We start from the raw sequence: 26,542 nt of genomic DNA, 5'->3' as shown, positions 1-26,542 counted from the left end.
CTAGACCCGGTATCCGAGGTAGGACTGGGCGACCTGTTCGTCCGCCCGGATCTGCTCGGCCGATCCCGACAGGACGATCCGGCCGCTTTCGAGGACATGGGCGTGCTGGGCGATGCCGAGGGCGAGATGGGCGTTCTGCTCGACGACGACCACGGTGGTCCGCTCCTCTTCGTTGACGGCCCGTACGATCCGGAACAGTTCTTGGGTGACCATCGGGGCGAGCCCGAGCGACGGCTCGTCCAACAGGAGCAGCCGCGGCCGCAGCATGAGCGCCCGGCCGATCGCGAGCATCTGCTGCTCGCCGCCGCTGAGGCTGCCGGCCACCTGCGCCAGCCGACTCTTCAGCGCCGGGAAGTAGGTGCAGATGCGTTCCAGGTCGGCGTCCACCGCGCCGCGCCCCCGGCGGACGAAGGCCCCGAGGCGCAGGTTCTCCTCGACGGTGAGCGGCATGAAGGTGCCGCGTCCCTCGGGCACGTGCGCGACGCCCTGCCGGGCGATGGTGTCCGGTGAGCGCCCGGCCAGCTCGGCCCCGTCGAGCCGGACGCCGCCGCGCACCCGGACCATGCCGGACAGCGCCCGGAGCAAGGTCGTCTTGCCCGCTCCGTTGGGTCCGAGGATGGCGCAGATCTCCCCCTGCCCCACCGTCAGGCTCACGCCGTGCAGTACCTGGGCGCCTCCGTAGCCGGCACGCAGGTCCGCGACCGTCAGGAAGGGGTTGTCGCTCATACGGCCGTCCCCAGGTATGCCTGCATGACCCCGGGATCGCGCTGGATCTCCGCGGGCGGCCCTTCTGCGATCTTTCGGCCGAAGTTCAGGCAGACGATGCGCTCGCAGATCCCCATGACGAAGCCCATGTGGTGCTCGACCACGACCATCGTCACGTCGAACTCCTGGCGGATGGCGCGAAGGGTGCCGGAGAACTCCTCGACCTCCCCGGAGTTGAGCCCGTTGACGGGTTCGTCCAGCAACAGCAGCTTGGGGCCGCCGACCAGCGCCCGAGCCAGTTCGACCCGCTTGAGCGTGCCGAACGGCAGCCCCGCCGCCGGGTGCTCGGCGACCCCGGTCAGCGCCAGCCGCTCCAGCACGGCTTCGGTCTCGGCGCGGAGCCGGGCCTCCTCGCGGCGTACCCGTGGCAGCCGCAGTGCCGCGGTGAGGAAACCGGCCTCTCCTCGGTGGTGGGCGCCGACCAGCACGTTGTCGCGCACCGACATGTGCGGGAACAGGCCGAGGTTCTGGAAGGTCCGCGCGATGCCCATCGCGGCGATGCCGTGCGGCGGTACGGCCAGCAGGTTCTCTCCCTCGTACTGGACGGTCCCCGCGTCGGCGTCGTACCGCCGTGTCAGGCAGTTGAACAACGTGGTCTTGCCGGCGCCGTTCGGCCCGATGAGGCCGACCATCTCGCCGCGCCGTACGGAGAAGCCCACACCGTCCAGTGCGGTGATGCCGCCGAAGCGAACGCTGAGATCGTGTACCTCCAGCATCCGGCCTCCTGGGCGCACGAGCGGAAGAACAATGTTCTGAAGTTGTGGTCAGCGTAGAATCCGCCCGTCAGCCACCGCATTGGGTGCGGCCACCCAAAATGTGACAAGCGTGTTGTCCGCCGTGCACAGGGTGTGTCTCGGACCGGTTACGAACCGTTGACCGCCCGGCCACAACCATGGATCATCCCGACATGTCCAGTGGCTTAAGGACGACGGTGACACTCACCGATGCGGAAGCGGTCCGCGCTGAACGCGTACGTATCCTTTCCGAACTCCTCAACGATCTAGACGCGCTGGCCGACACCGCGGCCGGCACGATGCGGGCCGAGATCCCCGCGTACGCGGCTCAGGACGAGGTGTTCCACGCCGACGTACGAGACCAGGTGGCCAAGCACTACCGCAGCAAGCTGGCCGTCCTGTTCGAAGACCGCACGGTGACGCTCAACGACTTCGCCTTCACCCGACGGGCGGCGATGCGGCGGGCGCGGGCCGGGGTCGCCCTGGCCGACTACATCAACGCCTTCCACGTCGGCCGGCAGGTGCTGTGGGAGTCGGTGGTCAAGCGCGCCGGCGGCTCGTCCGCCGGCCATGAGGCCGCGCTCTCGCTGGCCGGCCCGCTGATGCACTGCTGCGACTTCGCCAGCACCCACGCGGCCAACGCGTACATGGAGTTCCAGCAGTACGCCGCCGCCGAGGCGGTGCGCGAGAGCAGGGACCTGCTGGAGACCCTCCTAGCCGGGAACACGACCATGCGCGGCCGGCAACTGGCCGCGGCCCAGGCGCATGGCCTCGGCCCCGACTCCCGCACGCCGCTGCTCGTGTTGATCGCGATCCTGCTGCCGGGTACCGCCAGACCGGGTGGAGAGTCCGTGCCGACGGGCCCGGGCCGCGGCGCCGACGCGCGGCACGCGGCATGCGCGGCGATCGCCCGGACCGGAGCGAACGGCACCAGGACGCTGTCTGTCGTGCGCCAGTCGGAGATCGTGGCCATCCCCGCGCTCGGCCCGGGCGCCGATCCGGAGGAGATGTGCGACCGGCTGCAGGCGGTGCGGGAGAACCTCCTCGGCGAGGGGATCGTCCTCGCCATGGGCGTCAGCACCGTGATCGCCGGCATCGCCCAGATCCCGCAGGCCTACGAGGAGGCTCGCACCGTCCTTGAGTTCCTGCCCGAGGAGGGAGGGGTGGCGGCCCTGCCGAGGATCACGCCCTTCCAGTACCTGGCGCTGAAGGCGGACGACACCGCCCGGCACCTGGTCGATCCGCGGATCACCGCGCTGCTTGCCGAGGACCGAGCGTGCGGCGGGGTGCTCACGGCCACCATCCGGGCCTTCGCCGCCGCCGACCTGAACCTGCGCGCCTGCGCGGAGCGATTGCAGATCCATCCCAACACCGCCCAGTACCGGCTGCGCCGGATCCGGGAGCGCACCGGGCGCAATCTGCGCCGGATCAACGACCTCGTCGATCTGCTCGTCGCCATCGCGCTTCACGACACGCTGTCGCCGGGCACCAATCCCGAACGGAAAAGACTGGCCACCGCGACCAATGAGAGCCGTGGAAGCCAGACGTACGGTCATTCCCATGAATCTCGCTGACCGGCTCCCTGCCACCGCCGGGCGGCTCACCGGGAGAGCGGTCGTCACGCTCGACGAGGCGGAGATCACCTACGGTGCGCTGGAGCTGATGAGCGCGCGCGTCGCGGCGCTGCTGCGGCGCCGTGGGATCGGCGCCGGCGACCGGGTGGCGGTCATGTTGCCGAACGTGCCGGAGTTCGCCGTCATCTACTACGGGGTTCTGCGGATCGGCGCCGTGGTCGTCCCGCTCGACCCGTTGCTGAAGAGACGGGAGATCGCCTCCTACGTCGGCGACTGCGGGGCCCGGCTGCTGATCGCCTGGCACGCGTTCGCCGAGACCGCCGAGGCCGGCACCTCGGGCACCGGCGCCGACTGCTTCTTCGTGGTGCCCGAGGAGTTCCGCCGGCTGCTGCGCGGCGTGGCCGCCGAACACGAGATCGTCTCGCGGTCGGCCGACGACACCGCGGTCATCCACTACACCTCGGGGACCACCGGCCGGGCCAAGGGCATCGAGCTGACCCACGCCAACCTCGTGAGCAACGCCACGACGGTGGCCCGCATGCACGCCCTCGGGGTGGACGACGTCGTCCTCGGAGCGCTTCCGCTCTACCACACCTTCGGGCAGACCTGCTCGCTCAACGCGAGCGTCCACGCCGGCGCGCGGCTCACGCTGCTGCCGCGCTTCGAGCCCGGCCGGGCGCTGGAGGTGATCCGCCGCGACGGGGTCACGGTGTTCCAGGGCGTGCCGACGATGTACATCGCCTTGCTCGACCACCCCGGCGCCTCCGACATGTCGCTGCTGCGCCTGTGCGTGTCCGGCGGCGCCCCGCTCCCGCTCGACGTGCTGCGGGCGTACGAGACGCGGTTCGGCTGCTCGATCGTGGAAGGGTACGGCCTCAGCGAGACCTCCCCGGTCGCCGCGACCAACCGCGCCGGCCCCGGACGCAGGCCCGGGTCCATCGGCTGGCCCATCAAGGACGTCGAGATGAGGGTGGTCGACGAACTCGACCGCGAGGTTCCGTGCGGCCATGTCGGCGAGATCGTCATCCGGGGTCCCAACGTGATGAAGGGCTACTGGAACAATCCCGCCGCGACCGCGGAGACGATCCATGACGGATGGTTCCACACCGGTGACCTCGGCAGGGTCGACGACGACGGGTTCTTCTTCCTGGTCGACCGCCGCCGCGATGTGATCATCCGGGGTGGCCGCACCGTGTATCCCCGGGAGGTGGAGGAGGTCCTGTACGAGCACCCCGCCGTGCGGCAGGCGGCGGTCATCGGGGTTCCCCATCCGGAACTCGGGGAGGAGGTCGCGGCCGTGGTGGTGCTGCGCACGCCGGTCGAGCCCGACGGCCTGCGCGCCTTCGTGGAGGAGCGGATGGCCGCCTACAAGTACCCTCGCCACATCGCGTTCGCCGACGAGCTGCCCATGAGCCCCACCGGCAAGATCCTCAAACGCACCATCGGCCTCCCCCTGGACGCGACCGCCCCGCACCCCCGGAGAAGATGAGCCCGGCCGCTCGATCCCCGTCGCCGGCACCAGTCTTCGGCTTCCTCCCGGAGTCGGCTGTAGAGGATGCGGTGATCCTGGTCGGCCTGCAGCCGGCCGGCCAGGCGCGCAACAACACGTCGTGGGCCGGTTCGACACTGTCACCGCTGGTCACCATCAGCCGCCGCGTGGTGAAGGCCTCCGCGAGCGCGGGAAATCCCGGCATTCCGGTGATGCCCGATACGTGACCCTTGGCGGGGATGGCGCGAGTTCAGAAAATGGCGTGGCCGATTCATAATCGATCCATCATCGCTGAAAAACAATAACGGCATATCCGACCTCCACACAGGGTCCAGTTCGGCGCCACTCCAGCGGAGTACGGCGAGGTACATTTTCGCCATTTCCCGACATCTGCGTACGACGGGGTGCCACGGCGCACGTGCGGGGTCAAGGTGCGGCGCGGATTCCGCGCCGGCGCCCTCCCCTCGACGGCCGGTTCGCCGGACGCGCCAGTGCCGCCCCGCCCCGAATGCCGCGCCGCCATCGGGTCGGCCACCAGCGGCGCGACCCCGCTTCGGCGTCCTGACCCGCGATGACGCCGCTCGCGGAACAGGCGCCGTCCTGCGGTGGCAGGAAGTGGTCAGGGGAGGGCAACTTGCTGCCGTCCATTCATCTGGTTCTCGGGCTCTCGAAACCGCAGAGTTGTTTGTGCAAGGACAAACACAAAGCCACACGAAAAGAGACGAGAAATGACGAACTCCACCGCCTTCAACCGCTCCGCCGGCACCACCTGGGACAGCTTCTCCCGCACCGCGGGAACCACCTGGGACGGCTACTCCCGCGCTGCGGGAACGACTTGGGACTAAGAATCAAAAACATCCGGATAAATCAGAATATCAGCGTAACGATCAGAACAGCTCGACAGAACTGAACAGGCTCCAGCCGGCCGATTGAGACCATCCGCATTCGCTTCGATGGCATCGGCGAGCATCCCGGCGGCCAGGTGAAGCCGAGGCGTTTCCCGCCCGGCCCGGCCGACCTGCGGACCACCGATCAGCGGCCCGCAGCCCCGGCCCTCCCGCCGTACACGGCCCTCTCCCAGATCCGCTCCTCCGCCGTATCAGGCGTCCGCGCGCGGCCGCATGAATCTCCTGACCAGCCGTTGCAGGGTTTGACGTACCGGCGTTCCGAGTGCCGCCGCCGGCCACATCGGTGACGGGTGGACCGGTGATCGCCTATGCTCGGTCGACATCGATCTCTCCAGCCCCCGAGAGGTTCCCATGTCCGAGCCGCACAAGGTCGATCTGATGCCGCGCGAAGTGACGACCGCGCGGTGGGTCATGTGGGTGCAGGTGGCGTTGTCGCTGCTCGCGCTGGTGCTCCTCGGCTTCGCCCTCACCAGCGCGATCGACCTCAGCGGTGGAGGGCTGCTCCTGCTTCTCGGCCTCGGCATCGTGACCACGATCCTGCTCGGCGTGCTGGCGGCCCGCTACCCTTCACGCAGACGATGGGTGCGCATCACCGCTTTCGTGGTCGAAGGCCTCCTGATCCTCGACTGGGGGTACAACGTGGCGTCCGACTTCACGGTCACCAGCCTGTTCAACGTGATTCTGCCGGTCATCGTCGTGATCCTGCTCTCGCGCCCCGCCGCTTCGGCGTGGTTCGACCGCTGATCCGGCTCGTTTCTCCGTTTCCACGACGGGCACGTTCACACTGCGCCACAGAATTCCTGCGACGATCCGAATCCCGACCGCGCGGGGCAGGTCACGGTAGCCGGTTGAACCATCGCACCGTGGCCGCCGCGGCGGTGACGTTGGAGCCGAGGTGCTTGGATCCCTGGAACTTCAAGGGGCCCACCTTGACCACTGACGGCTTGACGCCTCGTGCCGGCAGGGCGGCGCGGCAGCGGAAGGTGTTGGAGTTCACCACCTGCTCGTCCCCCTCGATCAGGTAGAGGCGGACCGGTACCCGCGGCGTCCAATCCCGGCGATGCGTGGCGGACACCAGTCGTCCTCGGCCCGTCCCCGCGGCCTCTTCCCCCCCGGTGGTCCCCGCTCCCGTGGCCGCCACGAGGTGCCGGCCAGCAGGCCGCCGGTGAGCACCCCGGCGGCCGCCCCACGCGCCAGAGAGCCGGAGCGCGGGGCGGTAGGAGTATTTCCCTTGATCGTCATGGCTCGACGTCAGGGCTGAGGCGGTCACCTGCGGATCGGGCATCGCCCCGCTTCCCGGTAGGGGTGGGCCCTGAGCTCACCCTCACGGCGCCCGCGGGATCTCCCCGCTCAGCCGGCGGTCAGCTGGTCGCGGAAGGTGGTGCGCGAGAGAGGAGATCCACGGTAGTCGATCTGGGACCGAAAGTTAATCGAAACTATCGGCATGCGGTACTCGCCGTCTGGGTCGTCCCGACAGGCAAAAATACGGGCAGACTGGCCTTTTTCGCACCTCCTTGCCCTTGACGTTCGACGACCGGCCGCTCTACGTTGTGGATTCTTAGCGATGTTTCGGAGACTGGTCGAAAGTTTCTCTCGCATCCCTCCGTGGAAGGAGTCAACCAGGTGCCTCTGGTGCAGATCGACCTAGAGCGTTCCCTCGCCGAGCGGCTGGGCGAGCGGATCGGCGACGGGATCCATCAGGCGCTGGTGGACGCGCTCGAGATGGATTCGGCCGACAGGTTCCAGATCTTCCGTACCCACGCGCCGCAGGAGATCGTCTTCGACCCGGCGTAGAGAACGGGTTCGAGGACTGGTACGCCGGCAAGTCACGTAGCTGATCCCCATCCCCACCAAGCTGGAGTCCGGCATGAAGGTCCTCCATATCGGCGGCACCGGCACGATCAGCTCGGCCTGCGTGGCCGAGTCGGTGCGCCAGGGCCTGGACGTCCACGTCCTGAACCGCGGCCGCACCGCGGCCCGCCGGCCCCTACCGGCCGGCGTCACCGTGATCACCGGTGACGTCCAGGACACGGAGTCCATGCGTGGCGCCCTCGCCGGCGCGACGTTCGACTGCGTGGTCAACTTCCTCGGCTACGGCGCCAAGGACGCCTCGGCGGCGGTGGACCTGTTCGAAGGCCGCACGGGTCAGTACATCCACATCAGCTCCGCCTCGGTCTACCACAAGCCGGTGCGGCAGGTGCCGTTCGTGGAGTCCACCACCCGGCGCAATCCCTACCTGGCCTACGCCCAGGACAAGATCGCCGCCGAGGACGTCCTGCGCCGCGCGTACGAGGAGCGCGACTTCCCGGTCACCATCGTGCGGCCGTCGCACACCTACGACGACGCGAACCCGCCGCTGCCCGGTGACTGGACAGCCTGGGACCGGATCGCGCGCGGTGACGAGCTGGTCGTGCCCGGCGACGGCACCAGCCTGTGGACCCTGACGCACGCGCGGGACTTCGCCGTCGGCCTCGTCGGCCTGATCGGCAACTGGCAGGCCGTCGGGGAGGACTTCCACATCACCTCCAACGAGGTGCTGAGCTGGAACGAGATCTACGACATCGTCGGGCGGGTGTCGGGGACCCCGGCCCGGCTCCTGCACCTGCCCTCGGAGTTCCTGCCGATCGTGGCCCCCGACTGGTTCTGGTCCGACCTGATCGTGGGCGACCTGCAGCACAGCGCGGTGTTCGACAACACCAAGATCAAGCGGTTCGTCCCCGCGTTCAACCCGACGATCACCTGGTCGGCCGGCGCCCGGCGGTTGTCCGGCTGGCGTTCCGCCCACACCGACCAGACCCGGCCCGACCCCGCGACCGACGCGATACTGGCCCGGCTGGTCGAGGGGCACCGCCTCGCCGTGGCGGCGCTCGCGCCGCAGGCGCCGTGATGCCGGACGCCGGCGGCGACCTGGCCGCCCACCCGTGGCTGGACGTGTCCGGCGTCCACTGTGAGGGCATTGTGTGGGACGACGCCGCGGGCCGCCTGCGGTTCGTCGACATCCCCCGTGGGCGGGTGTTCGACACGGACGTCGCCACCGCCGCCGTCCGCTGGTTCGACCTGCCCGCGCCGGTCACCGCCGTACACCCCACGGTCGATCCCGCCACGGTCATCGTCGCCGACGGCGAGGGCATCGCACTGGCCTCGGCGGGACGGCTCGCCGAGCGGCTCGCCGCGCCCCTGGCGGGGCGGCCCGGCATCCGCATGAACGACGGCAACGTCGATCCCGCCGGGCGGTACTTCGCCGGCGGCATGGCCTACGACCTGGAGCCGGGCGCGGCCTGCCTGTACCGCCTCGACACCGACCGCTCCCTGCACACCGTGCTGACCGGCGTCACGATCAGCAACGGCCTCGACTGGTCGCCCGATGCCGCCCTGTGCTACTTCGTCGACAGCCCTTCGTACCGCGTCGACGTGTTCGACTACGACGTGACGTCCGGGGCGCTGTCGGGCCGCCGCCCGTTCGCCGACACCTCCGCCCTCCCCGGCATGCCGGACGGTCTGACCGTGGACGCCGAGGGCGGTGTGTGGGTGGCGTTCTGGGGCGGCTCGCGCGTGTGCCGCTTCGACCCGGACGGCCTGCTCGATCGCACCGTCACGCTGCCCGTGTCGCAGGTGACGTCGTGCTGCTTCGGCGGGCCCGATCTGGACCTGTTGTACATCTCCACCTCCACCGAGGGGCTCTCCCCCGATGAGCTGCGACTCCAGCCCGCCGCCGGCGCGATCTTCCGGGCCGAGCCCGGATGCCGCGGCCGGCTCACCAACAGATTCGTGATCTGAGATGACCGACGCCCATATGACCGACCCGGCGGAGCGCCGCGCGTTCGGCCGCACCGGGCTGACCGTGACGCCCATCTGCATCGGGACCAGCCCGCTGGCGAGCATGCCCGCGCTCTACGGGTACGAAGTGGGCGAGGACCGGGCGGAGGCCACGGTCGAGGAGAGCCTGGACCGGCTGGGGATCGACCACGTACCGGTCATGTACCTGCAAATCGAGGAACGCGCTCGCGCACGGGGTCGCCTTCGTCAACGGCGCGCCGTACGGCGGGGGAATGCTCGTCAAGGGCCCCGACGTCCAGCCCCGTTACGCCTACGGCGACATGAAGCTCGCGACCACCCCGGTCCCCGGCGAGCTGTGGGACGAACTCGACCGGTTGGCACCCCCGGCTGGCGGGTGGCTGGAGTGACGAAACGGAGTGACACCATGGTTGTGAGCACTGGTACGGCCCCGGAAGTATGGAAGGACGCCAGTGTGTCCGCCGAGGACCGTGTCGAGGCTCTGATGGCCCGTATGAGCCTGCCCGAGAAGGTCGCGCAGCTTTACGGCGTCTGGGTGGGCATCGACAACAGCGACGGCGAGATGGCACCGCACCAGCACGAGTTCACCGCGCTGCCCGTCGCGTGGGACGAGCTCGTCAAGGACGGCATGGGGCAGCTCACCCGGCCGTTCGGCACCGCACCCGTCGACGTGGTCAGAGGGGCGGCCACCCTCGCGAACGCCCAGCGCTCGATCATGGCGGCGGGGCGGTGGGGGATCCCCGCGGTGGTGCACGAGGAGATCCTTACCGGCCTGGCCGCGTGGAAGGCCGGCGTCTACCCCTCACCGCTGTGCTGGGGCGCAGGCTTCGACCCCGACCTGGTCGAACGGATGGGGGCGCAGATCGGCGCCACCATGCGCCGCCTCGGCGTCCACCAGGGCCTCGCCCCCGTCGTGGACGTCACCCGCGACCTGCGGTGGGGCCGGGTCGAGGAGACGATCGGCGAGGACCCCGTCCTGGTGGGCATGATCGGCGCCGCCTACGTCCGCGGCCTGCAGTCCGCGGGGGTGGTCGCCACGCTGAAGCACTTCGTGGGGTACTCGGCGTCCCGGGGAGGCCGGAACCTCGCCCCGGTGTCGGCGGGCCGCCGCGAGATCGCCGACGTGCTGCTGCCTCCGTTCGAGATGGCGCTCCAGGCGGGCGCGGGCTCGGTGATGAACTCCTACGCCGACATCGACGGGACCCCGGTGGCGGCCGACCCCGGTCTGCTGACCGATCTGCTGCGTGAGACCTACGGCTTCACCGGCACGGTGGTGGCCGACTACTTCTCGGTCGCCTTCCTGCAGACCCTGCACAACGTGGCCGGTTCGCCCGCGGAGGCGGCCGGGCTGGCGCTCACGGCCGGGATCGACGTCGAACTGCCCACGGTGAACTGCTACGGGCCGCCCCTGGTCGAGGCCGTCGAACGCGGCGAGGTCGACGCCGCCCTGGTCGACCGGGCCCTGCGGCGGGTGCTCCTGCAGAAGTGCCGCCTCGGCCTGCTCGACGAGGGGTGGTCGCCCGAACCCCCCGTGCTCGACGAGGCCGGGGACGTCGTGCTGGACGACGCCGCCGTCCGGTCCCTGGCAGGCGAGCTCGCCCGCCGTTCCATCGTGCTACTGAGCAACACGGGGACGCTGCCCCTGGCGGCGGGCCTGAGGCTGGCCGTGGTCGGGCCGCGCGCGCACACCCCGCAGGCCATGATGGGCTGCTACTCCTTCCCGATGCACGTCGGCGTGCACCATCCCGACGCCGGCCTCGGCATCGAGGTGCCGACGCTGGTCGACGCGCTGCGCGCCGACCCCGCCGGGTACGACGTGCGCTACGAGCAGGGCGTCCCTGTGCTCGGCGGCGATGACGACGGCATCGCCGCGGCCGTGGCGGCGGCGGCGGACGCCGACGTGTGCGTGGCCGTCCTCGGCGACCAGGCGGGCCTGTTCGGGCGCGGCACCTCCGGCGAGGGCTGCGACGCGACGAGCCTGCGCCTCCCCGGCCGTCAGGAGGAACTGCTGGAGGCCGTGCTGGCCACCGGCACGCCGGTGGTGCTGGTGCTGCTGGTCGGACGCCCGTACGAGCTGGGCAGGCAGATCGACCGGCTCGCGGCCGTGGTGTGCGGGTTCTTCCCCGGCGAGGAGGGCGCCGCGGCCCTGGCCGACGTGCTGTCAGGGCGGGCCGACCCGGCGGGGCGGCTGCCCGTCGGCTTCCCCGCGGACGGCGGCAACCAGCCCTCGACCTACCTCGCCGCTCCCCTGGGCCGGCGCAGCGAGGTGAGCAACGTGGACCCCACCCCTCTGTTCGCCTTCGGCCACGGGCTGTCCTACACGCCGATCACGTGGACGGGGGTCGCCGGCGACGCGTCGGGGACGTGGCCCACCGACGGCACGTTCGACGTGCGGGTCACGCTCCACAACGGGGCGCCTGGCCCGGTGTCGGAGGTGGTGCAGGTATACCTGCACGATCCGGTCGCCGAGGTCGCCCGCCCCGTGCAGTCGCTGCTCAGCGCCCACCGGGTCGACCTGGCGCCGGGCGAGACGCGTGAGGTCACGATCTCGCTGCACGCCGACCAGACCTCGTACACGGGAGCCTCCTGGCGGCGCCAGGTCGACCCCGGCGAGGTGGAGTTGCGGGTGGGGGCGTCGAGCGCCGACATCCGGGAGACCATCACCGTCTCCATGACCGGCCCCCGGCGCCACGTCGGCTTCGACCGGGTCATGCAGGCGACCGTCACGTCCACCTGACGGGCCCGGGGGCGGCACCGCCTGGCGGGACGGGACGGCACTGCTTCGCGGGGCTGGAGCGGCACCGTCTGACCGGGCCGGGGCGGCAGCGCTTGGCGGGGCCGCCCCGGCAGGTCACTCGCCCGGATACCGCTGATCGCCCAGCGCAACGGTTCGGGGGTCTAGGTTCGCGCCGTCATCGCGGTGATGTCTTTGTGGGGTTCGGGGGTCCGTGCTTGTGCCGTCATCGCAGCGATGTCTCCGTGGGGAAGGCCGGGCTGTCCGGATCGTCGGGGTTGCCGCGCACGATGGGATTGCGCAGCGTGCCCACGTCCCCGATGCCGATCTCGACCACGTCGCCGGGGGCGAGCGTGAACGGCGACGGCGGCACCAGGCAGGTGCCGGTCGAAAGGACGACCCCGTCGGGGTGCACGTCGTTGCGCATCAGGTACCACACCAGAGCGTCCAGCCGCCTGCGCAGCCGCGCGGTGCTGGTCTCACCGCTCCATACCGGGCTGCCGTCCCGGTGGATCGTCATCCCGATCGTCAGGCTGTAGGGATCATCGATCTCCCAGGCCGGCCTTATCCACGGGCCGAGGCCGCAGCCCCCGAAATAGATCTTGGCCTGCGGCAGGTAGAGCGGGTTCTCGCCCTCGATGCTGCGCGAGGACATGTCGTTGCACACCGTGTAGCCGACGATCTCCCCGAGGCGGTTCACCACCAGGGCGAGCTCGGGCTCGGGCACGTCCACGGCCGAGTCGGGACGGATGGACAGGCGCCCGCCGGGGCCGACGGCCCGCCACCCGACCGACTTGAAGAACAGCTCCGGCCGCTCGGCGTCGTAGACCAGCTCGTAGACGGTCGCGGCCTGCTCGCTCTCCTCGACCCTGGCCTCGCGCGAGCTCTCGTAGGTGACGCCCGCGCCCCACACCTCGGTGCGGCCATCGACCGGCGCCAGCAGATCGACCTCCGAGAGCGGCACGCGGTCGCCGAGCGGGCCGTCGGCCAGCCGGGCGCGCAACTGCGCCAGCGGCAGCGCCCACAGTTCCGCGAGCGACGCGACGCCCACCAGCTCGGCGACCCCCTCGACGTCATGCAGGCCGACCCGTGGTTCCGCGGAATGCCGCGTTCGGTACCTGACGATGTTCACCTGACTCCTTCCCGAACCGGCGCGCTCAACCGCCGAAGACGAAGTTGACCGGCCCGCTCGCGTCGTGGGGCGAGACCGGAACGTAGTAGGCCTCGGCCACCGAGGCGATCTTTCTTGAGCTCGGATATCCGCCGGTCCAGGTCACGTCCGGCCGACATCACGAAGTCCGCGAGCCCCTCCTCGAACACCGGGACGAAGTCCCACCGGGTGTGCAGCCGCTCGCCCACCGAGACCGGCACCCGCACCCGGTCGCGCACCTGCTTGAGCGCGCGGTAGCTCTCCGGAGGGCCAGGCCACTGTATCGAAACTCGTCTCATACAGACCGAAACTACAACCGAGGACGTGATCAGAGGTTCGCACGGCGGCGGGCCACGGGCGCGGTGCTCCCGCGCACCACCAGCTTCGTGGACAGCTCGACCCGGCCCTCCGGCAGGTCGGTGCCGTCCTGGTGCGCGAGCAGTGTCCGGACGGCCAGGGCGGCGAGCTCGGCGATGGGCTGCCGGACCGTCGTCAGGGGCGGCGTGACCCACTGCGACATCGGCACGTCGTCGAAGCCCACGACGCTCAGGTCGTCGGGCACGCACAGGCCCCGCCGCTGGATGGCGGCGTAGACGCCGAGCGCCTGTTCGTCGTTGGCCGCGAAGATGGCCGTGGGCGGGTCGGGCTGGTCGAGCAGGGCGAGCGCCAGTTTCAGGCCGGAGGAGTAGTGGAAGTCGCCGTGCTCGATGAGCGCGTCGTCGGCCGGTATCCCCGCCCGCTCCAGCGTCGCCCGGTATCCGGCCAGCCGCGCCTGGCTGCACAGAAAGCGCATCGGCCCGGTGATCAGCCCGATGCGCCGGTGGCCGAGATCGATCAGATGCCGGGTGGCGGCCATCCCGCCGCCCCAGTTGCCCGCGCCGATCGAAGGGATGTCGAGGTCGGAGTCGCCGACGGGATCGACGAGAATCGCCGGCACGCCCAGCTTGGCGATGCGCTTGTGATCGGCCGCCGACAACTCGGACAGCGCGAGGACTATCCCGCGTGGGCTCCGCTCGGCGATGTCCTCCAGCCACTGCCGGCCGTGTCCAGGGCCGCTGTCGAGCACGGACACCACGATCCCGATGCGTACGGCCCGCGCCGCCTCCTCGGCCCCGTGAATCATCTCGGCGGCCCACGGCGTGCTGGCGTCGTTGAACAGCATCTCGATCAGGCCGCCGCGGCTGACGGCCGTCACGGCGCGCTTGGTGCGTTTGGTGGGGACGTATCCGCGCGCGACCAGCATGGCCTCGATCTGGGCCCGGGTCACCGGCGCGACGTCCGAACGACCGTTGAGCACCTTCGACACGGTCGCGCGCGACACCCCGGCCTCGGCGGCGATGTCGGCGACGGTGACCCGCCGTTCGATCGAGTCAGACCCCAATGCTCGCTCCATCGCCGAAACTTGGCTTCATTGTCGTAGTCACTATCGTATGGGTCACGGAGAACGCCAACCTAACTCTTGGTTGTTTCACCGGTTTGCCCGGATATCGGGCTGAAATTCTGATCAAGGTCGCCCAGAATGCCGGATCGGCGCCCGCGCCGCGCGTCGATGCGGTGGGAGCGCTCGACCTTGCCGTTCAGGCGGGGTGTCCGCGGTTTGATGTAGGTGTGGGCGATGCCCTTGTCCAGCACGTGCCAGTGGAAGTCCGACTGGAACTCCGCCCCGTTGTCGGTCTGGATGACCTGCACCTGGAAGGGCAGGCGTTGCAGCACGTAGTCGAGGAACTGGATGGCGGTCTTCTGGTCGAGCTGGGGATAGATGCGCAGCACCGGCAGCCGGGTACAGTCGTCGATCGCGGTGAATGGTAGTACTTGTTGCGCCCGCCCTTGCGGACGGTGGCGCCGGCGATCGGCTCGATGAACTTGACGTCGATCTACACTCGGTGGCCGGGCGGCTGCTTTTCGTACCGCTTCCACCGCTTGTCGTGCCAAGAAGGCATCCACCACCCCGACCGGACCAGGGAACGTTCCCGCACCGCCATCAGGAACGAAGCCCTGGACCTTCGATCGCCCCCGACCACATAGGGTGTCCGACCACGCAGTGGCGATCGTAGGCCTGTATCTGTGCTGTGCAGCGGCGTGACAATGGGCGGGCGCGAGGTACGGGCGGCTTGGCCTGCGAAAACAGGAGGCGGCAATCAGGATGCCCATGTCAGGATGATCGCTCTGTACCCGATGTGAAGGGAACTGAATGGTTATGCCTAGCGCCATTACTTTGATCCGCGCCGCTTCTCTGTCCGACGTCGCCCAGTACGCTTACGCGGCCACGGCGCCCGCCGAGTCACGACTCATCTTCCTCGCCGGTGCGTGTCCCCTGAACGAGGACGGGTCGACGGCAGCAATTGGAAATTACGCAGGCCAAGCAGCGAAAGCCATCGAGAATATGCAGGCGGCTCTCACTGCCTCTGGCGCATCATTGCAGGACGTCATCAGCACAAGGGTTCTCGTCGCCTCCACCAGGCGGGAGGATTTGGTGGCTGCCTGGGAGGTGGTCCGGGACTCGTTCGGTGACCATGACGTACCGAGCACCTTGTTGGGAGTCACCGTGCTTGGTTATGCCGACCAGCTCGTTGAGATCGAAGCAGTCGCCGCCGTACTTGATTCCTGAGCGCAAGGCCGCGCTGGCCATGTCGTGGTGATCGTGAGGGCTGCATCTGTGCGGCGGAGTGGCAAACCCCGGTCGGAGCGTTCGGTTGGTACGGCGGGGCTGGCGTGGCGGTACCCGGCCCGGTGTCCCGCCGCCGTCCGGGACGCCAGGGCTGATGATCCGCGCGAGGGGACGGCAGTGCCGGTCGGCAACCAGGTGGATCTTGGTGCTCAGCCCGCCGCGGTGTCACCGCAGCCGTCAGTCCTGCCAGTAGAAGAGCAGGGTGTGCACGCCGCGGTCCACGGTGGCCGAAGTAGTAGACGCAGAGCCCCGTGACGCAGATATAGCCGAGCGTCTCATCGATCCAGCGGAAGCCGGCCGCTTCGAGCGCGCTCCGCGCGGCGACGTTGACGTTCCCGTCACCGCCGGTGACGAATCGCCCGAGAGTGCTGACGAGAATGTGGCCACCCTCATGTTCGATCTGGTGATACGTGCCATCGCCTTGTTGGTGCACGTCGCCACACCAGACCGGCGGCTTCGGTGCGAGGTTCGCCGACACGAGCGCGGCCGTCGCCCGCCGGAGGTGATCGTCCACGTCGTGCGGCAGTGGAGGAGCGACGCAGATCGCTTCGACCCGCCAGCGTGGATCGGTGTACGCACTGCCCCATTACGGGGGCGGTGCCGCGGCCGGTCGCCTTGCCGCCGAGGTTCTTGTAGTAGCCGAAGAACGTCGCCAGGGTGGTCGGTGGTCCGGGCGACCTGGGCGAGCGCCGTCTTGGCGGCCTACCTGGCTGCGCTACCTCCCGACCAAGTCGGGAGAGCAAAGACGTCAGTGCTCGACTCCACCTTGAAAACGGACACGGGGCAGGTGGGAGGCTGAGCTGCGACATCTGCGACATCCGGCCGCGAGCGCGAGCCATAGATTGCGTCGGAGCGAAGACAAGTTCGGCCGCGGCCGTCGCCCTGCCAGACGAAGTTACGGGCGACGTCAACGCTACGCGGCATGAGTGCACCAGTGGCGGCCAAAAGGCCGTCGCCGGGACGCTTGTACGTGGATATGGTCGCCGGGTGCCTGATGCGATCTTTGCCCATCCTCGCCTCGCATCCATCTACGATGTCTTCGACGGAGACCGAGATGACCTGGCCGCCTACCTCGACATCGCCGATGAGTTAGGTGCGTACCGGGTGCTCGATGTCGGCTGCGGCACAGGATGCCTGGCGCTGCTGCTGGCTGAGAGCGGCCGCACCGTCGTGGGCGTCGATCCGGCCGAGGCATCACTTGAAGTCGCGAAGTCGAAGGATCGAACCACACGAATCACCTGGGTACACGGCGACGCCACGACAGTGCCGGCGCTTGGCGCTGATCTCGCGGTGATGACGGGAAACGTGGCGCAGGTCTTCCTCACCGATGACGACTGGACACGAACTCTCCAGGGCATCCACGCCGCCCTTCGTCCACGCGGCCATTTCGTTTTCGAGACCAGGCGTCCCGAACGCCGGGCCTGGGAAGTATGGGCCGCTGACGCCGCTCAGGTGACCCTCGAAATCCCAGGGAGCGGATTGGTAGAGCAGCGTCGTGAGATCACCGACGTGAGCCTTCCGTTCGTCTCCTTCCGCTACACCTACAGGTTCTGGTCGGACGGCGCGGTGGTCACCTCCGAATCCACCCTCCGGTTCCGCGGGCGCGACGAGATGGAGTCGAGCCTTGTCGCCCACGGATACCGAGTGCTGGATGTGCGAGAAGCCGCTGATCGCCCAGGTCGCGAGTTCGTGTTCATCTCCCAGCGCACGACCTGAGCGCCCCGCCCGCCGACCGCCTTCCCGAGACGCGCCATGGACCCGGCGGGTCCTGAATACAGAGCCATCCAGCTTGCCCCCGCATTCGAGGCGCGTCTGTCACTACGACTCGATCCGCATGGCTGTCACCTGATCCTCCACCTCTCGCGTCCTACGCTGAGTAAGAGTCCCTCTACGCTCAGGAGCGTCACTTCAATGCGCGTACCCCGTCTGCTCGTAGTCTCCGCCGCCCTGCTCGGCGTCGTGCTCATAAGCCCGCCGGCGTCGGCCGCCCCCGCCGCCCAGGCCGCCGCCGGTAAGACGTTCTCCGGGCAGGGTGACGATGTCGCCCGCATCACCGCGACGAAGGCCCGCGCCATCATCACCCTCACCCACCGGGGGGAGGAGAATTTCGTGGTGTGGGCGCTCAAGCCCGGCGGCAAGCAGAGCGAGCTGGTCGTCAACACGATCGGCGACTACTCCGGGACCAACGTGTTCAACGTCTACAGCTGGAGCAAGACCAGCGCGTTCGAGATCAACGCCGACGGTGACTGGAAGGCCGTCGTCCGGCCGATCTCCCACGCCCCGCTGTGGAAGACGGCCACCGTCCGCAACCAGGGCGACAAGGTGGTGAAGCTGAAGGCCCCCACCCGCGGGCTGCGCACGCTTCGGTACAAGCACTCCGGAGACGGCCACTTCGCAATCTACGCGTTCCCCCTGGCGGGGAACCCGGACCTACTCGTGAACAAGATCGGGGCCGTCGGCGGGAAGGTGCGGATCCCCGCGGGCACCAAGTACGTCAGCGTGTCGGCCAACGGCAAGTGGTACATGACCCGCGACTAACCCTGGTTCAGAGCCCCGTCTCGGCGAGAGAGGCGGGGCTTCGGGCCGTACGGGGCGAGACCGCGTCCGCGTCGATCCCCTGTGCGACTGCTGGATGGGCGGTTGAACACCGTAACGGGCAGGGTCCAGGCTGACGGGCGCGTCGGGTCAATCGCCGGGTACCGGTGCCTGCTCGGCGGTGAACAGGGCGGCCTGTGCGCCGGAGGGAAGCAGGAAGCCCTGGGCGGCGAGTTTCCTGGTCGCCGCGCCGAACGCCCGCACGTAGGCGGCGTGGGTGGGGTAGAGCCTGGCGAGCGTGGCCGCGTCGAACGGGGTGGTCGTCCCGAACAGACGGCAGAACGCCGATATGGGGTTGGTGTCGGCGGGTCCGTTGCCGGTTCCGGTCAGCGTCGCGGTGGGCACCTCGAGGTGCGGCAGCCGGATCCCGCCCAGGCCGTTGCCGAAAGCGTCCCTGGCCACGTCGGTGCCCTCGGCGTTGATCCGCATGCGCGGCGCGATCGGCGGCGGCCTGTCCGAGCGCACCCACGCCCGTAGCGCGGCGTAGGCGGCGTCGAACAGGTAGCTCTGCGGAGCGGTGTTGCGCGACGCCGTGCAGGACGGGTCGGCCGACTGCGGTGTCTGACGATGCCCCTGGTAGCCCATCAAGGTCAGCACGTCGTTGTCCACATGAGCCGTGCCGGCCGCCTCCCACAGGCGGTGGTACCCGTCGTCGGGCTGCCGTGCCGGGAGATGGGCAAGCACGTCGGTCTCGGTCTCGAAGTTGAGCACCGGCCTGGCGAGATCGGTGCGGAGCAACGTCGGCGTGGGCGGGCGCAGCGTGCCGGACAGGAGGGCCCCGGTGGCGCCGTTGCTGTGGATGAGATAGCCGTCATAGACCTTGGCGGAGGGCGCGACGGCGTTGACGTAGGTGGTCAGGCGGCCGGCGGACTGCGACTCGCCGTCGGCGATGAGGTGCCTGGCGCGCAGGTCGCGCAGCGGGCTACGCGGGCCGTTCGAGCGCAATGCCTGGCCGGCCTGGCTGAAGATGTCGTAGGAGTAGTCGTCGGACGGGATGTTCAGGGAGCCGTACCTCGCCGGGTCCCACGCGAGCAGAGCGTTGAGGCCGACGGTCTGGGCGGTGACTCCGACGTAGGCGTAGCCGTCGCGCAGGAGCTGGTTGTACCCGAAGTCCCAGTCGACGTCGATGTCGCGCCCCGCGCTGACGTTGAGCCACTCGACGACGACCGTGCCGTTGAACCGTTTCGGATCCATGGGCGCACGCACCAGCATCCGGGACTTGTAGGGCGCCGTGGCACCCTCCCGCACCTGCCATCTGCCGTCGCTGGTCAACGGCACATCCGAGGTGAAGGCGCGGGCGGTGCCGGAGAAGAAGTACTCCTGCTCGGCGTACCCGTGCGAGCGCAGGTCGACCGATGAGGCGGTGAACGGGAACCCGTGGACGCCCGCGGTCACCGGGCCGCTGACGGTGGGCGAGGCCACCGCCCCGGGTGCCGTCGAGGCCGGCCGGGTGCCGGCCGCACCCGCCGATCCGTTGCCGGCGGCCACCAGTGCCAGCGCGGTGAGGATCACTCCGGCGGCCCGCCGCCGGATCGGCCGCAGGTGACGGCGGGACGGACGAGGGGAACCGATCACGACGTACCTCCGAAGTACTCCGGCGACGTCCGCACCCGGCGTGGGATATGTCCATGCCACACCAGAATGCGCAGCTGTTACAGAGCTTTCCTCTAGTCAACCCACCTGTCAATGGATCAAACGCTCCGCCGACCACATCGGTCAGCCGCTCGATCCTCTCCGACGGCCGCACCGGTCAACCGCTCGATCCTCTCCGACGGCCGCACCGGTCAACCGCTCGATCCTCTCCCGACGGCCGCACCGGTCAGCGCCCGCTCATCCCGACGCTCCACCAACCACACCGGTCAACCACCCGCTCCTCCCGACGCCCCACCAGCCGTATCGGTCAGCCGCCCGCTCATCCCCGCGGCCCGGCCAAGGCCGCCCGCAGGCGGTCGGCGTACGCGAAGAGCGTCTCCTCCCGCCCGGTGCGACAGATGAGCTGGGCGCCGACCGGCAGGCCGCCGGCGGTGCCCACGGGGACGCTCAGCGCGGGCAGCCCCGCGAGGTTCCACGGGCTGGTGAAGGAGAGCAGGGCGTCGCGGACCGGGACCTGGGCGCCGCCGATGTCGAGGACACGCGCGCCCACCGGTGGTGCCACGACGGCTACGGTCGGCAGCGCCAGCAGGTCGTACCGGTCGAGGAGCGCCGCGGCTCGCCGCCGGAAGCTCTCGCGTGCCTCCACCGCGCGGACGTAGCGCCAGCCGGGGATCGCTCCCGCGAGGTGCAGCCGTTCGAGCACCTCGGGGTCGAACAGCTGCGGTGATCGCGCGACCCGGTCGGCGTGCACCGCGTACGCCTCGCTGCCCTGGATCGCCGCGTACGTCTGGTACAGCTCGGCGACACCGGTCAGCGCGACCTCCTCGCTGTCGGGGAACGCGGCCCTGACCAGGTCGCCTACGGCTGGGTCCCCGAGGGCCATGGAGTCGGTGGCCAGCCAGCCGACCCGAGGCGAGACCGTGTCGCCCGGGGAGGGCACCCGCGCCTCGCCGGCCAGGACGCCGAAAGCCAGCCCGCAGTCCTCGGCCGTGCCGGCGAGCACCCCGACGTGGTCGAGAGACGACGCGAGCGGGAAGACCCCGTCCACCGGCACCGCGCCGTGCGCGGGCTTGAAGCCCACGACGCCGCACAGCGCCGCCGGGATGCGAACCGAGCCACCGGTGTCGGTGCCGACCGCGAGGGGGACCATTCCCGCCGCCACGGCCGCCGCGCTGCCACCGCTGGATCCACCGGTCATCCGCGCGGGGTCGTGCGGGTTGCGCGAGGGACCGTTGCGGGACCGGTCGCCGGTGGGGCCGTACGCGAACTCGTGGGTGGTGGTCTTGCCCACGATGATCGCGCCGGCGTCGCGCAGTCGCCGCACGCATGCGGCGTCCTGGCCGGGGATGTGGCCGTCGAAGTGCGCGGAGCCCATACGGGTCGCCATTCCCGCGGTGTCGATGATGTCCTTGACCGCGACCGGGATCCCATGCAGCGGACCACGGTGGACTCCGGCAGCACGTTCGGCGTCCGCCTGCCGGGCGGCCAGACGCGCCGCGTCTGCGCCGACGGTCACGAAGGCGTTGAACGCCCGGTCGAGCGAGGTGATCGAGTCGAGGGCATGATCGACCAGGTCGGCGGCGGACAGGAGTCCGGCGGACAGGTCACGTCCGAGGTCGGCGATCGTACGGCCGGCGAAGAAGCCGCGGTTACCGGTCACGTCGCCGGGTCAGCCGGCGTGGGGGTGTGGGGCGTGGCACACGCTGTCATGGACAGCAGGTTACGGGAGACCGGCGCCCCGGTCGTCCGAGCATCGGCCGTCAGCCCGCGCACAGCGGAAGGGGGCCGAAGGTGTGTTCGGCCCACAGGGCGCGTGAGGTGTTCTCGGGGTATGCCGCGACTTCCGGCTTGGCGTCGATGACCCAGGTGTGCCCGCCCTCCGGTTCGTACGCCGGCCACCCGGGGTAGCCGGTCGCCGCGAAGGCGGTCCACGCGGCGCGGACGCGGGCCGACAGATCGGCCGTCTCGCGGGAGGGGGAACCTCCGATCAGCAGCCCTAGCCCCCCTGCAGCCAGGTTGCCGAAGGTCAGCGGCACGTCCAGGCCGTGGCAGGCGCCGAGCACCTCGCCGCCCATGCCGGGGGCCGGCCAGGTCAGCTCGTAGAGATGGGCCCGCCCGCCGCCCGCCTGGTGCGCCTGGGCCAGGTGCAGGGAGGGCATCCGGAACAGCCAGTCGGAGTACACCAGCTCGTACAGCCTCTCGGCGCCGGCACCGGGGTAGGCGGCGCGGTAGGCGTCCGGGTCCGGGGCGAACACCCGTAGCGCCGTGGCGGCCTGCTCTTCGGTGATCCGCCCGATGTCGCCGCGCATGGCGATGAACAGCCGGTACTCGTCGCGGGTGTGGCCCGCGATCAGCTCCACGTCCCGCGCGACCCCGTCCGCCAGCGCCCGCCACGGCGCCGCGGGCAGTATCTCTCCGTCCACGACCGGGGAGAACGCGGTCTGGGTGTGCGCGAGCTGACCCCAGCGGAGGTTCCCCCTCATCGTGGCGGCCACCGCGTCCCCGGCCTCGATCAGCCGCTGCGGCGGGACGCGGGCCAGCTCGCCCGCCACCGGGGGCACACCGAGCTCACCGGCGACGGCGCGGGCGACGTCGGCGGCCAGCTCGGTGCTCAGGAACGGGCCGGGAACGCTCTGCGCGATCACCCTGTGGAACAGCCCGGCGGCGCTGGGCATCGTCATCAGCGCCGCCGCGGAACCGGCTCCGGCGGACTCGCCGAAGACGGTGACCCGGTCGGGGTCGCCGCCGAAGGCCGCGATGTTGTCGCGCACCCACCGGAGCGCGGCCACCTGGTCCAGCAGCCCGCGGTTGGCCGGTGCCCCCTCGAAGTGCCCGAAGCCCTCGGCGGCCACCCGGTAGTTGAAGGTCACCACGACGACCTCATCGTGCCGGGCGAGCACGCCCCCGTCGTAGGCCGGGTCCCCCGACCACCCGAAGATGTACGCCCCGCCGTAGATCCATACCATCACCGGCAGCCGGGCGCCCAGGTCGGGCGACCAGACGTTGGCCGTCAGCCAGTCCTCGCTCCCGTCGTTCCCCGCCTGGCTCAGCCCCAGCATCTGGGACTGCGGCGGCGGCGGGCCGAACGCGACGGCTGGGCGCACCCCGTCCCACGGCTCGGCGGGCACCGGCGCGGCCAGCCGCAGGTCCCCCACCGGCGGGCGCGCGAACGGGATGCCACGGAAGACGGCCACGCCGTCCTCCACGAGCCCGCGCACCCTCCCCGCGGCGACGCGGACCTCCGGCCCGGCGCCGCTCACGGCGCTTGCCCTAGAACGGCGCCGCTCACGGCGCACCCCCTCGACCGGCGCCGCTCACGGCGTGTCCCCTCGACCGGCGCCGCTCATGCCTCGACCGGCGGCGGGAGTGGTCACTTGCCGAATCCCGCCGTGAGGCCGCTGAGGAGCTGGCGGCGGCCCACGACGTACAGGACGAGGATGGGCAGGGTGGTCAGGACGACGGCGGCCAGCACGGCCGGGACGTTGACGCCGTGGTCGCCCTGGAAGGACCACAGGGCCAGCGGCAGCGTCCGCTTGGTCGGGTCCTGGGTGAGGATCAGGGGAAGCAGGAAGTTGTTCCAGGTGTGCAGCCCGTTGTAGATGGTCACCGTCACGACCGCCGGGCGGGTGAGCGGGAAGGCCAGGCGCCAGAGGATCACCCAGGTGCTCGCGCCGTCCATCCGCATCGACTCGAACAGCTCTTTGGGCACGTCGCGGATGAAGTTGGCCAGCACCAGCACCGACAGCGGGATGGCGAAGGCGATCGACGGCAGGATCATCGCCAGCAGGGTGTCGTACAGGTGGAGCCGGATGATGATCAGGTAGATCGGGATGACCACGGCCTGGAGCGGGATGGCCAGGCCCATGAGGAACAGCCACCTGACCCCGCTCAGGAAGCGGCCGCCGCCGCTCCGCACGATGGCGAAGGCGGCCATGAACGAGAAGATCACCGCGGGAACGATCGCGCCGGCGGTGACGATGACGCTGTTGATGAAGTACTGCGCGAAGTCCGCTTCGATGACCGCCCGGTAGTTCTCCAGGGTCGGCTCGACCGGGGGCGCGAGCGGGTTGGACGCGTAGTAGCTCGACTGGGCCTTGAAGCTGGTGATGACGATCCAGTAGATCGGCACGATGACGATGGCCAGCCACAGCCATCCGGCCGCGCCGCCCAGCCAGTTGCGGCGGCGGGTCGGCTTGCCGACGCGCTCCTGGGCGCGGCGCTCGGCCGTCCGCTCGGGGGTCTCGATGACGGTCGTCCCCATGTCAGATACCGTCCATCTGGCTGGCGCCGTCGTTTCCCCCGCCGAGCCGGCGCAGAAGCAGCGCCAGGGCGAGGCCCACCAGGACGAGGATGACGGCGATCGCGCTGGCCGGGCCCATGAGATTGGCCTGGAAGCCCCGCTTGTACATGTCCAGGGCGAGCACGCGGGTCGCGTCCCCCGGGCCGCCGGCGGTCAGCACGAAGATCAGGTCGAAGAAGGTCAGTGACCCCACCACCATGAGCGTCGAGGAGGTGATGATCGTGTACTTCAGCTGCGGCAGGGTGATGCTGAAGAACGTGCGGACGCGCCCGGCGCCGTCCAGCTGCGCCGCCTCGAACATCGACCGCGGGATCTGCCGCACCCCGCCCTGGTAGATCAGCGAGTGGAACGGGATGTACTGCCACGACACCACGAAGATCACCACGCTGAAGGCGAGGTGGCCCTCTCCCAGCCAGTCCTGGCGGAGCAGATCGAGTCCGAGCCCCGCGCCGAGGCCGAAGTTCGGGTCGAGCAGGGCCTTGTAGGCGACGGCGATGGCCGCCGAGCTGAGCAGGAGCGGGATGAAGTAGAGCACGGCCAGTACCGCGCGGTAGCGCTGGACGCCGGCCAGGAACACCCCGAGCAGCAGGCTCATCGGCGTCTGGACGGCCCAGGAGACGGCCACCACCAGGAACGTCACCCACAGCGCGTGCGGGAGCCCGGGGTCGGTCAGGACGGCGCGCCAGCTCGTGAGGCCGGACGGCTGGATGACACCGACCTGGTCCCAGGTGGTGAAGCTGAGCGCGAGGACGCCGACCAGCGGGATCACCGCGAACGCGATGAAGAAGATCAGCGCGGGGAGGCCCAGCCACGCCAGAGAGCGCTCCCCGCCGCGCGTGGCGGCGGGCGGCGTTCCTCGCGGGGTGGAGGCCGCGAGAGTGCTCACTTGCCGATGACCGCGTTCATGTTGGTCGCGAACTGCTTGGGCGAGATGGACAGCTGGAACAGCTTGGCGATGTTGTCGAGCAGCACCTCGGCCGCCGTCGGGCTGAGCGCCTGGTCCCACGACTGGGCGAAGACCTTGGCCTTGCTGGCGATGTCGTACTGGAACTTCAGCCACTCGGCGTCCTTGGAGGCGGCCAGCAGGCTGTCGGTGCCCTTGACGATCGGCACCGAGCCGGTGCCGATCCAGTCCTTGACCTCCTGGTCGGTGGACAGTCCGGTGGCGAAGAACTTCTTGGCGATCTCCTTCTGCTCGGGGGTGGCCTTGGCGGAGATCGACAGGTACTGGGCGGGGTTGCCGACGGTGTCACTCGGGTCACCCTTGCCGCCGTCCACGGGCGGGAAGGTCATGTACCCCAGGCCGCCGCTCGGCACGAAGTCGCCGCCCTGGTCGGTCAGGACGCCGTAGGACCAGGTTCCGTGGAGCATCATCGCGGCCCTGCCGGTGTACAGCAGCGCCTGGTCGGCGTTGGAGTCGGCGGTGATCGAGGAGAAGCCCTTGATGAAGCCGCCGGCCTTGACCAGCTCCTGCACCTTGCCCAGGGCGTCCAGGGAGGCCGGGTTGTTCCAGGCGTCCTTCTCGCCGTCGAACACGGCCTGGAAGACCTCCGAGCCGCCGATGCGGTCGTAGAGGAACTCCAGCCACATCATGTTGGTCCAGCGCGACTGGCCGCCCAGGGAGAACGGCGCGATGCCCTTGGCGTTGAATTTCGGCACCAGGTCCATGATGTCGCCCCAGGTCTCCGGGGGCTTGGCGCCGACCTGCTCGAACACCTTCTTGTTGTAGAACAGGACGATCGGCTGCACCCGCTCGATCGGCAACGCGTAGATCTTGCCGTCGATGGTCGCGGCGCCGAACGCGGAGTCGAACAGCCGGTCCTTGACCCCGGCGTTCTGCTGCAACCACGGGGTCAGGTCGTCGACCTGGCCGGCCTGCACGTAGCTGCGCAGGGTGCCGCCGCCCCAGCCGAAGATCAGCGTGGGCGCCTGGCCGGCGCCGATCGCCGTCTTGACCTTGGTCTTGTAGGCGTCATTCTGGAAGGGCGTCGCGGTGATCTGGCCGTTGGGGTTGGCCTTGTTGAACCGGTCCACGGTGGCCTTGCGGACGCCCTCCGCCGGTTGTGTGGAGAGGTACCAGTAGGTGGCCTTGGTGCCACCACCGCTGGTGGTGCCCGGCCCGGCGCTGCCACAGGAGGCGAGCGCGGCTCCCAGGGGCAGGCCCAAGGAGAGGCTGATGAAGGTGCGGCGAGACGTTGTCCTGGGCTCCACGCTGATCTCCGTACTCGAAACGCCAA

At 69.9% G+C, this 26,542-nt stretch carries 25 protein-coding genes; 12 read left to right on the top strand and 13 right to left on the bottom strand.

The window, feature by feature from the left end; genetic code table 11:
• The gene (locus ABD810_RS21400) at positions 1–726 is read right to left on the bottom strand and encodes an ABC transporter ATP-binding protein (protein ID WP_344943038.1); all 726 of its coding nucleotides are present in this window, start codon (positions 724–726) and stop codon (positions 1–3) included.
• Positions 723–1,481 (bottom strand): ABC transporter ATP-binding protein, encoded by a 759-nt coding sequence (locus tag ABD810_RS21395; RefSeq protein WP_344943036.1) that lies wholly within the window; start codon positions 1,479–1,481, stop codon positions 723–725. The genes ABD810_RS21400 and ABD810_RS21395 overlap by 4 nt, the downstream gene beginning before the upstream one ends.
• Before the next feature lie 215 nt (positions 1,482–1,696).
• Between ABD810_RS21395 and ABD810_RS21390 the strand changes: the two genes are divergently transcribed.
• From ABD810_RS21390 to ABD810_RS21375, 4 genes are all read left to right on the top strand, one after another.
• Positions 1,697–3,073, top strand: a complete 1,377-nt coding sequence (locus ABD810_RS21390; RefSeq protein WP_344943033.1) for a PucR family transcriptional regulator — start codon at positions 1,697–1,699, stop codon at positions 3,071–3,073.
• Positions 3,060–4,562: a long-chain-fatty-acid--CoA ligase gene (locus ABD810_RS21385; RefSeq protein WP_344943029.1), complete on the top strand. Its 1,503-nt coding sequence runs from the start codon at positions 3,060–3,062 to the stop codon at positions 4,560–4,562. The genes ABD810_RS21390 and ABD810_RS21385 overlap by 14 nt, the downstream gene beginning before the upstream one ends.
• A gap of 71 nt (positions 4,563–4,633) precedes the next feature.
• Positions 4,634–4,789, top strand: coding sequence for a hypothetical protein (locus ABD810_RS21380; protein ID WP_344943026.1), 156 nt, complete (start codon positions 4,634–4,636; stop codon positions 4,787–4,789).
• A 1,032-nt stretch (positions 4,790–5,821) separates the two neighbouring features.
• Complete coding sequence (locus ABD810_RS21375) at positions 5,822–6,214, top strand: hypothetical protein (protein WP_344943023.1); 393 nt, start codon at positions 5,822–5,824, stop codon at positions 6,212–6,214.
• A 91-nt stretch (positions 6,215–6,305) separates the two neighbouring features.
• On the opposite strand, the gene ABD810_RS21370 is transcribed toward ABD810_RS21375, so the two are convergent.
• Positions 6,306–6,545, bottom strand: coding sequence for a hypothetical protein (locus tag ABD810_RS21370; protein ID WP_344943020.1), 240 nt, complete (start codon positions 6,543–6,545; stop codon positions 6,306–6,308).
• Between the two features lie 557 nt (positions 6,546–7,102).
• Here ABD810_RS21370 and ABD810_RS21365 point away from each other — a divergent pair.
• The 5 genes from ABD810_RS21365 to ABD810_RS21345 all read left to right on the top strand — a co-directional run bounded on the left by ABD810_RS21365 (position 7,103) and on the right by ABD810_RS21345 (position 12,002).
• Positions 7,103–7,264, top strand: a complete 162-nt coding sequence (locus ABD810_RS21365) for a hypothetical protein (protein ID WP_344943017.1) — start codon at positions 7,103–7,105, stop codon at positions 7,262–7,264.
• Positions 7,265–7,337: 73 nt separating this feature from the next.
• Positions 7,338–8,357 (top strand): NAD-dependent epimerase/dehydratase family protein, encoded by a 1,020-nt coding sequence (locus ABD810_RS21360; protein WP_344943013.1) that lies wholly within the window; start codon positions 7,338–7,340, stop codon positions 8,355–8,357.
• A complete protein-coding gene (locus ABD810_RS21355) occupies positions 8,357–9,247 on the top strand; it encodes an SMP-30/gluconolactonase/LRE family protein (RefSeq protein WP_344943010.1) in 891 nt (296 codons plus the stop codon). Before ABD810_RS21360 ends, ABD810_RS21355 begins: the two co-directional genes overlap by 1 nt.
• A gap of 272 nt (positions 9,248–9,519) precedes the next feature.
• Positions 9,520–9,654: a hypothetical protein gene (locus ABD810_RS21350; protein ID WP_344943007.1), complete on the top strand. Its 135-nt coding sequence runs from the start codon at positions 9,520–9,522 to the stop codon at positions 9,652–9,654.
• Positions 9,655–9,671: 17 nt separating this feature from the next.
• Complete coding sequence (locus ABD810_RS21345) at positions 9,672–12,002, top strand: beta-xylosidase/alpha-l-arabinosidase (protein ID WP_344943004.1); 2,331 nt, start codon at positions 9,672–9,674, stop codon at positions 12,000–12,002.
• 223 nt (positions 12,003–12,225) lie between these two features.
• On the opposite strand, the gene ABD810_RS21340 is transcribed toward ABD810_RS21345, so the two are convergent.
• The 4 genes from ABD810_RS21340 to ABD810_RS41290 all read right to left on the bottom strand — a co-directional run bounded on the left by ABD810_RS21340 (position 12,226) and on the right by ABD810_RS41290 (position 15,300).
• The gene (locus tag ABD810_RS21340; RefSeq protein WP_344943000.1) at positions 12,226–13,131 is read right to left on the bottom strand and encodes a fumarylacetoacetate hydrolase family protein; all 906 of its coding nucleotides are present in this window, start codon (positions 13,129–13,131) and stop codon (positions 12,226–12,228) included.
• Between the two features lie 25 nt (positions 13,132–13,156).
• Positions 13,157–13,276: a hypothetical protein gene (locus ABD810_RS21335; RefSeq protein WP_344942997.1), complete on the bottom strand. Its 120-nt coding sequence runs from the start codon at positions 13,274–13,276 to the stop codon at positions 13,157–13,159.
• Between the two features lie 201 nt (positions 13,277–13,477).
• Positions 13,478–14,530: a LacI family DNA-binding transcriptional regulator gene (locus tag ABD810_RS21330; protein ID WP_344942995.1), complete on the bottom strand. Its 1,053-nt coding sequence runs from the start codon at positions 14,528–14,530 to the stop codon at positions 13,478–13,480.
• Between the two features lie 71 nt (positions 14,531–14,601).
• Positions 14,602–15,300, bottom strand: a complete 699-nt coding sequence (locus ABD810_RS41290; RefSeq protein ID WP_344942992.1) for a DDE-type integrase/transposase/recombinase — start codon at positions 15,298–15,300, stop codon at positions 14,602–14,604.
• A gap of 46 nt (positions 15,301–15,346) precedes the next feature.
• On the opposite strand from ABD810_RS41290, the gene ABD810_RS21320 reads away from it, so the two are divergent.
• The 3 genes from ABD810_RS21320 (at position 15,347) to ABD810_RS21310 (ending at position 18,355) form a co-directional block, all read left to right on the top strand.
• Positions 15,347–15,757, top strand: a complete 411-nt coding sequence (locus tag ABD810_RS21320) for a RidA family protein (RefSeq protein ID WP_343983802.1) — start codon at positions 15,347–15,349, stop codon at positions 15,755–15,757.
• 1,047 nt (positions 15,758–16,804) lie between these two features.
• The gene (locus ABD810_RS21315; RefSeq protein ID WP_344942989.1) at positions 16,805–17,533 is read left to right on the top strand and encodes a class I SAM-dependent methyltransferase; all 729 of its coding nucleotides are present in this window, start codon (positions 16,805–16,807) and stop codon (positions 17,531–17,533) included.
• 195 nt (positions 17,534–17,728) lie between these two features.
• Positions 17,729–18,355 carry a hypothetical protein gene (locus tag ABD810_RS21310; protein WP_344942986.1) on the top strand — a complete coding sequence of 209 codons (627 nt, stop codon included), beginning with the start codon at positions 17,729–17,731 and terminating at the stop codon, positions 18,353–18,355.
• A gap of 147 nt (positions 18,356–18,502) precedes the next feature.
• Here the strand turns inward: ABD810_RS21310 and ABD810_RS21305 are convergent, their stop codons facing one another.
• From ABD810_RS21305 to ABD810_RS21280, 6 genes are all read right to left on the bottom strand, one after another.
• The gene (locus tag ABD810_RS21305; RefSeq protein ID WP_344942983.1) at positions 18,503–19,987 is read right to left on the bottom strand and encodes an alpha/beta hydrolase domain-containing protein; all 1,485 of its coding nucleotides are present in this window, start codon (positions 19,985–19,987) and stop codon (positions 18,503–18,505) included.
• A 337-nt stretch (positions 19,988–20,324) separates the two neighbouring features.
• Complete coding sequence (locus ABD810_RS21300; protein ID WP_344942979.1) at positions 20,325–21,665, bottom strand: amidase; 1,341 nt, start codon at positions 21,663–21,665, stop codon at positions 20,325–20,327.
• 100 nt (positions 21,666–21,765) lie between these two features.
• Positions 21,766–23,265, bottom strand: coding sequence for a carboxylesterase/lipase family protein (locus tag ABD810_RS21295; RefSeq protein WP_344942972.1), 1,500 nt, complete (start codon positions 23,263–23,265; stop codon positions 21,766–21,768).
• 110 nt (positions 23,266–23,375) lie between these two features.
• On the bottom strand, positions 23,376–24,266 hold the full coding sequence (locus ABD810_RS21290; protein WP_344942968.1) for a carbohydrate ABC transporter permease: 891 nt from the start codon (positions 24,264–24,266) through the stop codon (positions 23,376–23,378).
• 1 nt (position 24,267) lies between these two features.
• Positions 24,268–25,191: a carbohydrate ABC transporter permease gene (locus ABD810_RS21285; RefSeq protein WP_344942962.1), complete on the bottom strand. Its 924-nt coding sequence runs from the start codon at positions 25,189–25,191 to the stop codon at positions 24,268–24,270.
• Positions 25,188–26,516, bottom strand: coding sequence for an extracellular solute-binding protein (locus tag ABD810_RS21280; RefSeq protein WP_344942959.1), 1,329 nt, complete (start codon positions 26,514–26,516; stop codon positions 25,188–25,190). The genes ABD810_RS21285 and ABD810_RS21280 overlap by 4 nt, the downstream gene beginning before the upstream one ends.
• Between the last annotated feature and the right edge of the window lie 26 nt (positions 26,517–26,542).

Source organism: Sphaerisporangium flaviroseum (assembly GCF_039537005.1).
Lineage (GTDB): Bacteria > Actinomycetota > Actinomycetes > Streptosporangiales > Streptosporangiaceae > Sphaerisporangium > Sphaerisporangium flaviroseum.
This window is presented reverse-complemented; position numbering and strand designations above follow the sequence as displayed.

Coding starts and splice junctions, on each gene's coding strand:
- ABD810_RS21400 (WP_344943038.1), bottom strand. CDS start 726: ATGAGCGACAACCCCTTCCTGACGGTCGCGGACCTGCGTGCCGGCTAC.
- ABD810_RS21345 (WP_344943004.1), top strand. CDS start 9,672: ATGGTTGTGAGCACTGGTACGGCCCCGGAAGTATGGAAGGACGCCAGT.
- ABD810_RS21290 (WP_344942968.1), bottom strand. CDS start 24,266: ATGGGGACGACCGTCATCGAGACCCCCGAGCGGACGGCCGAGCGCCGC.
- ABD810_RS21310 (WP_344942986.1), top strand. CDS start 17,729: ATGCGCGTACCCCGTCTGCTCGTAGTCTCCGCCGCCCTGCTCGGCGTC.
- ABD810_RS21375 (WP_344943023.1), top strand. CDS start 5,822: ATGTCCGAGCCGCACAAGGTCGATCTGATGCCGCGCGAAGTGACGACC.
- ABD810_RS21395 (WP_344943036.1), bottom strand. CDS start 1,481: ATGCTGGAGGTACACGATCTCAGCGTTCGCTTCGGCGGCATCACCGCA.
- ABD810_RS21320 (WP_343983802.1), top strand. CDS start 15,347: ATGCCTAGCGCCATTACTTTGATCCGCGCCGCTTCTCTGTCCGACGTC.
- ABD810_RS21385 (WP_344943029.1), top strand. CDS start 3,060: ATGAATCTCGCTGACCGGCTCCCTGCCACCGCCGGGCGGCTCACCGGG.
- ABD810_RS41290 (WP_344942992.1), bottom strand. CDS start 15,300: ATGGGCATCCTGATTGCCGCCTCCTGTTTTCGCAGGCCAAGCCGCCCG.
- ABD810_RS21350 (WP_344943007.1), top strand. CDS start 9,520: ATGCTCGTCAAGGGCCCCGACGTCCAGCCCCGTTACGCCTACGGCGAC.
- ABD810_RS21355 (WP_344943010.1), top strand. CDS start 8,357: ATGCCGGACGCCGGCGGCGACCTGGCCGCCCACCCGTGGCTGGACGTG.
- ABD810_RS21360 (WP_344943013.1), top strand. CDS start 7,338: ATGAAGGTCCTCCATATCGGCGGCACCGGCACGATCAGCTCGGCCTGC.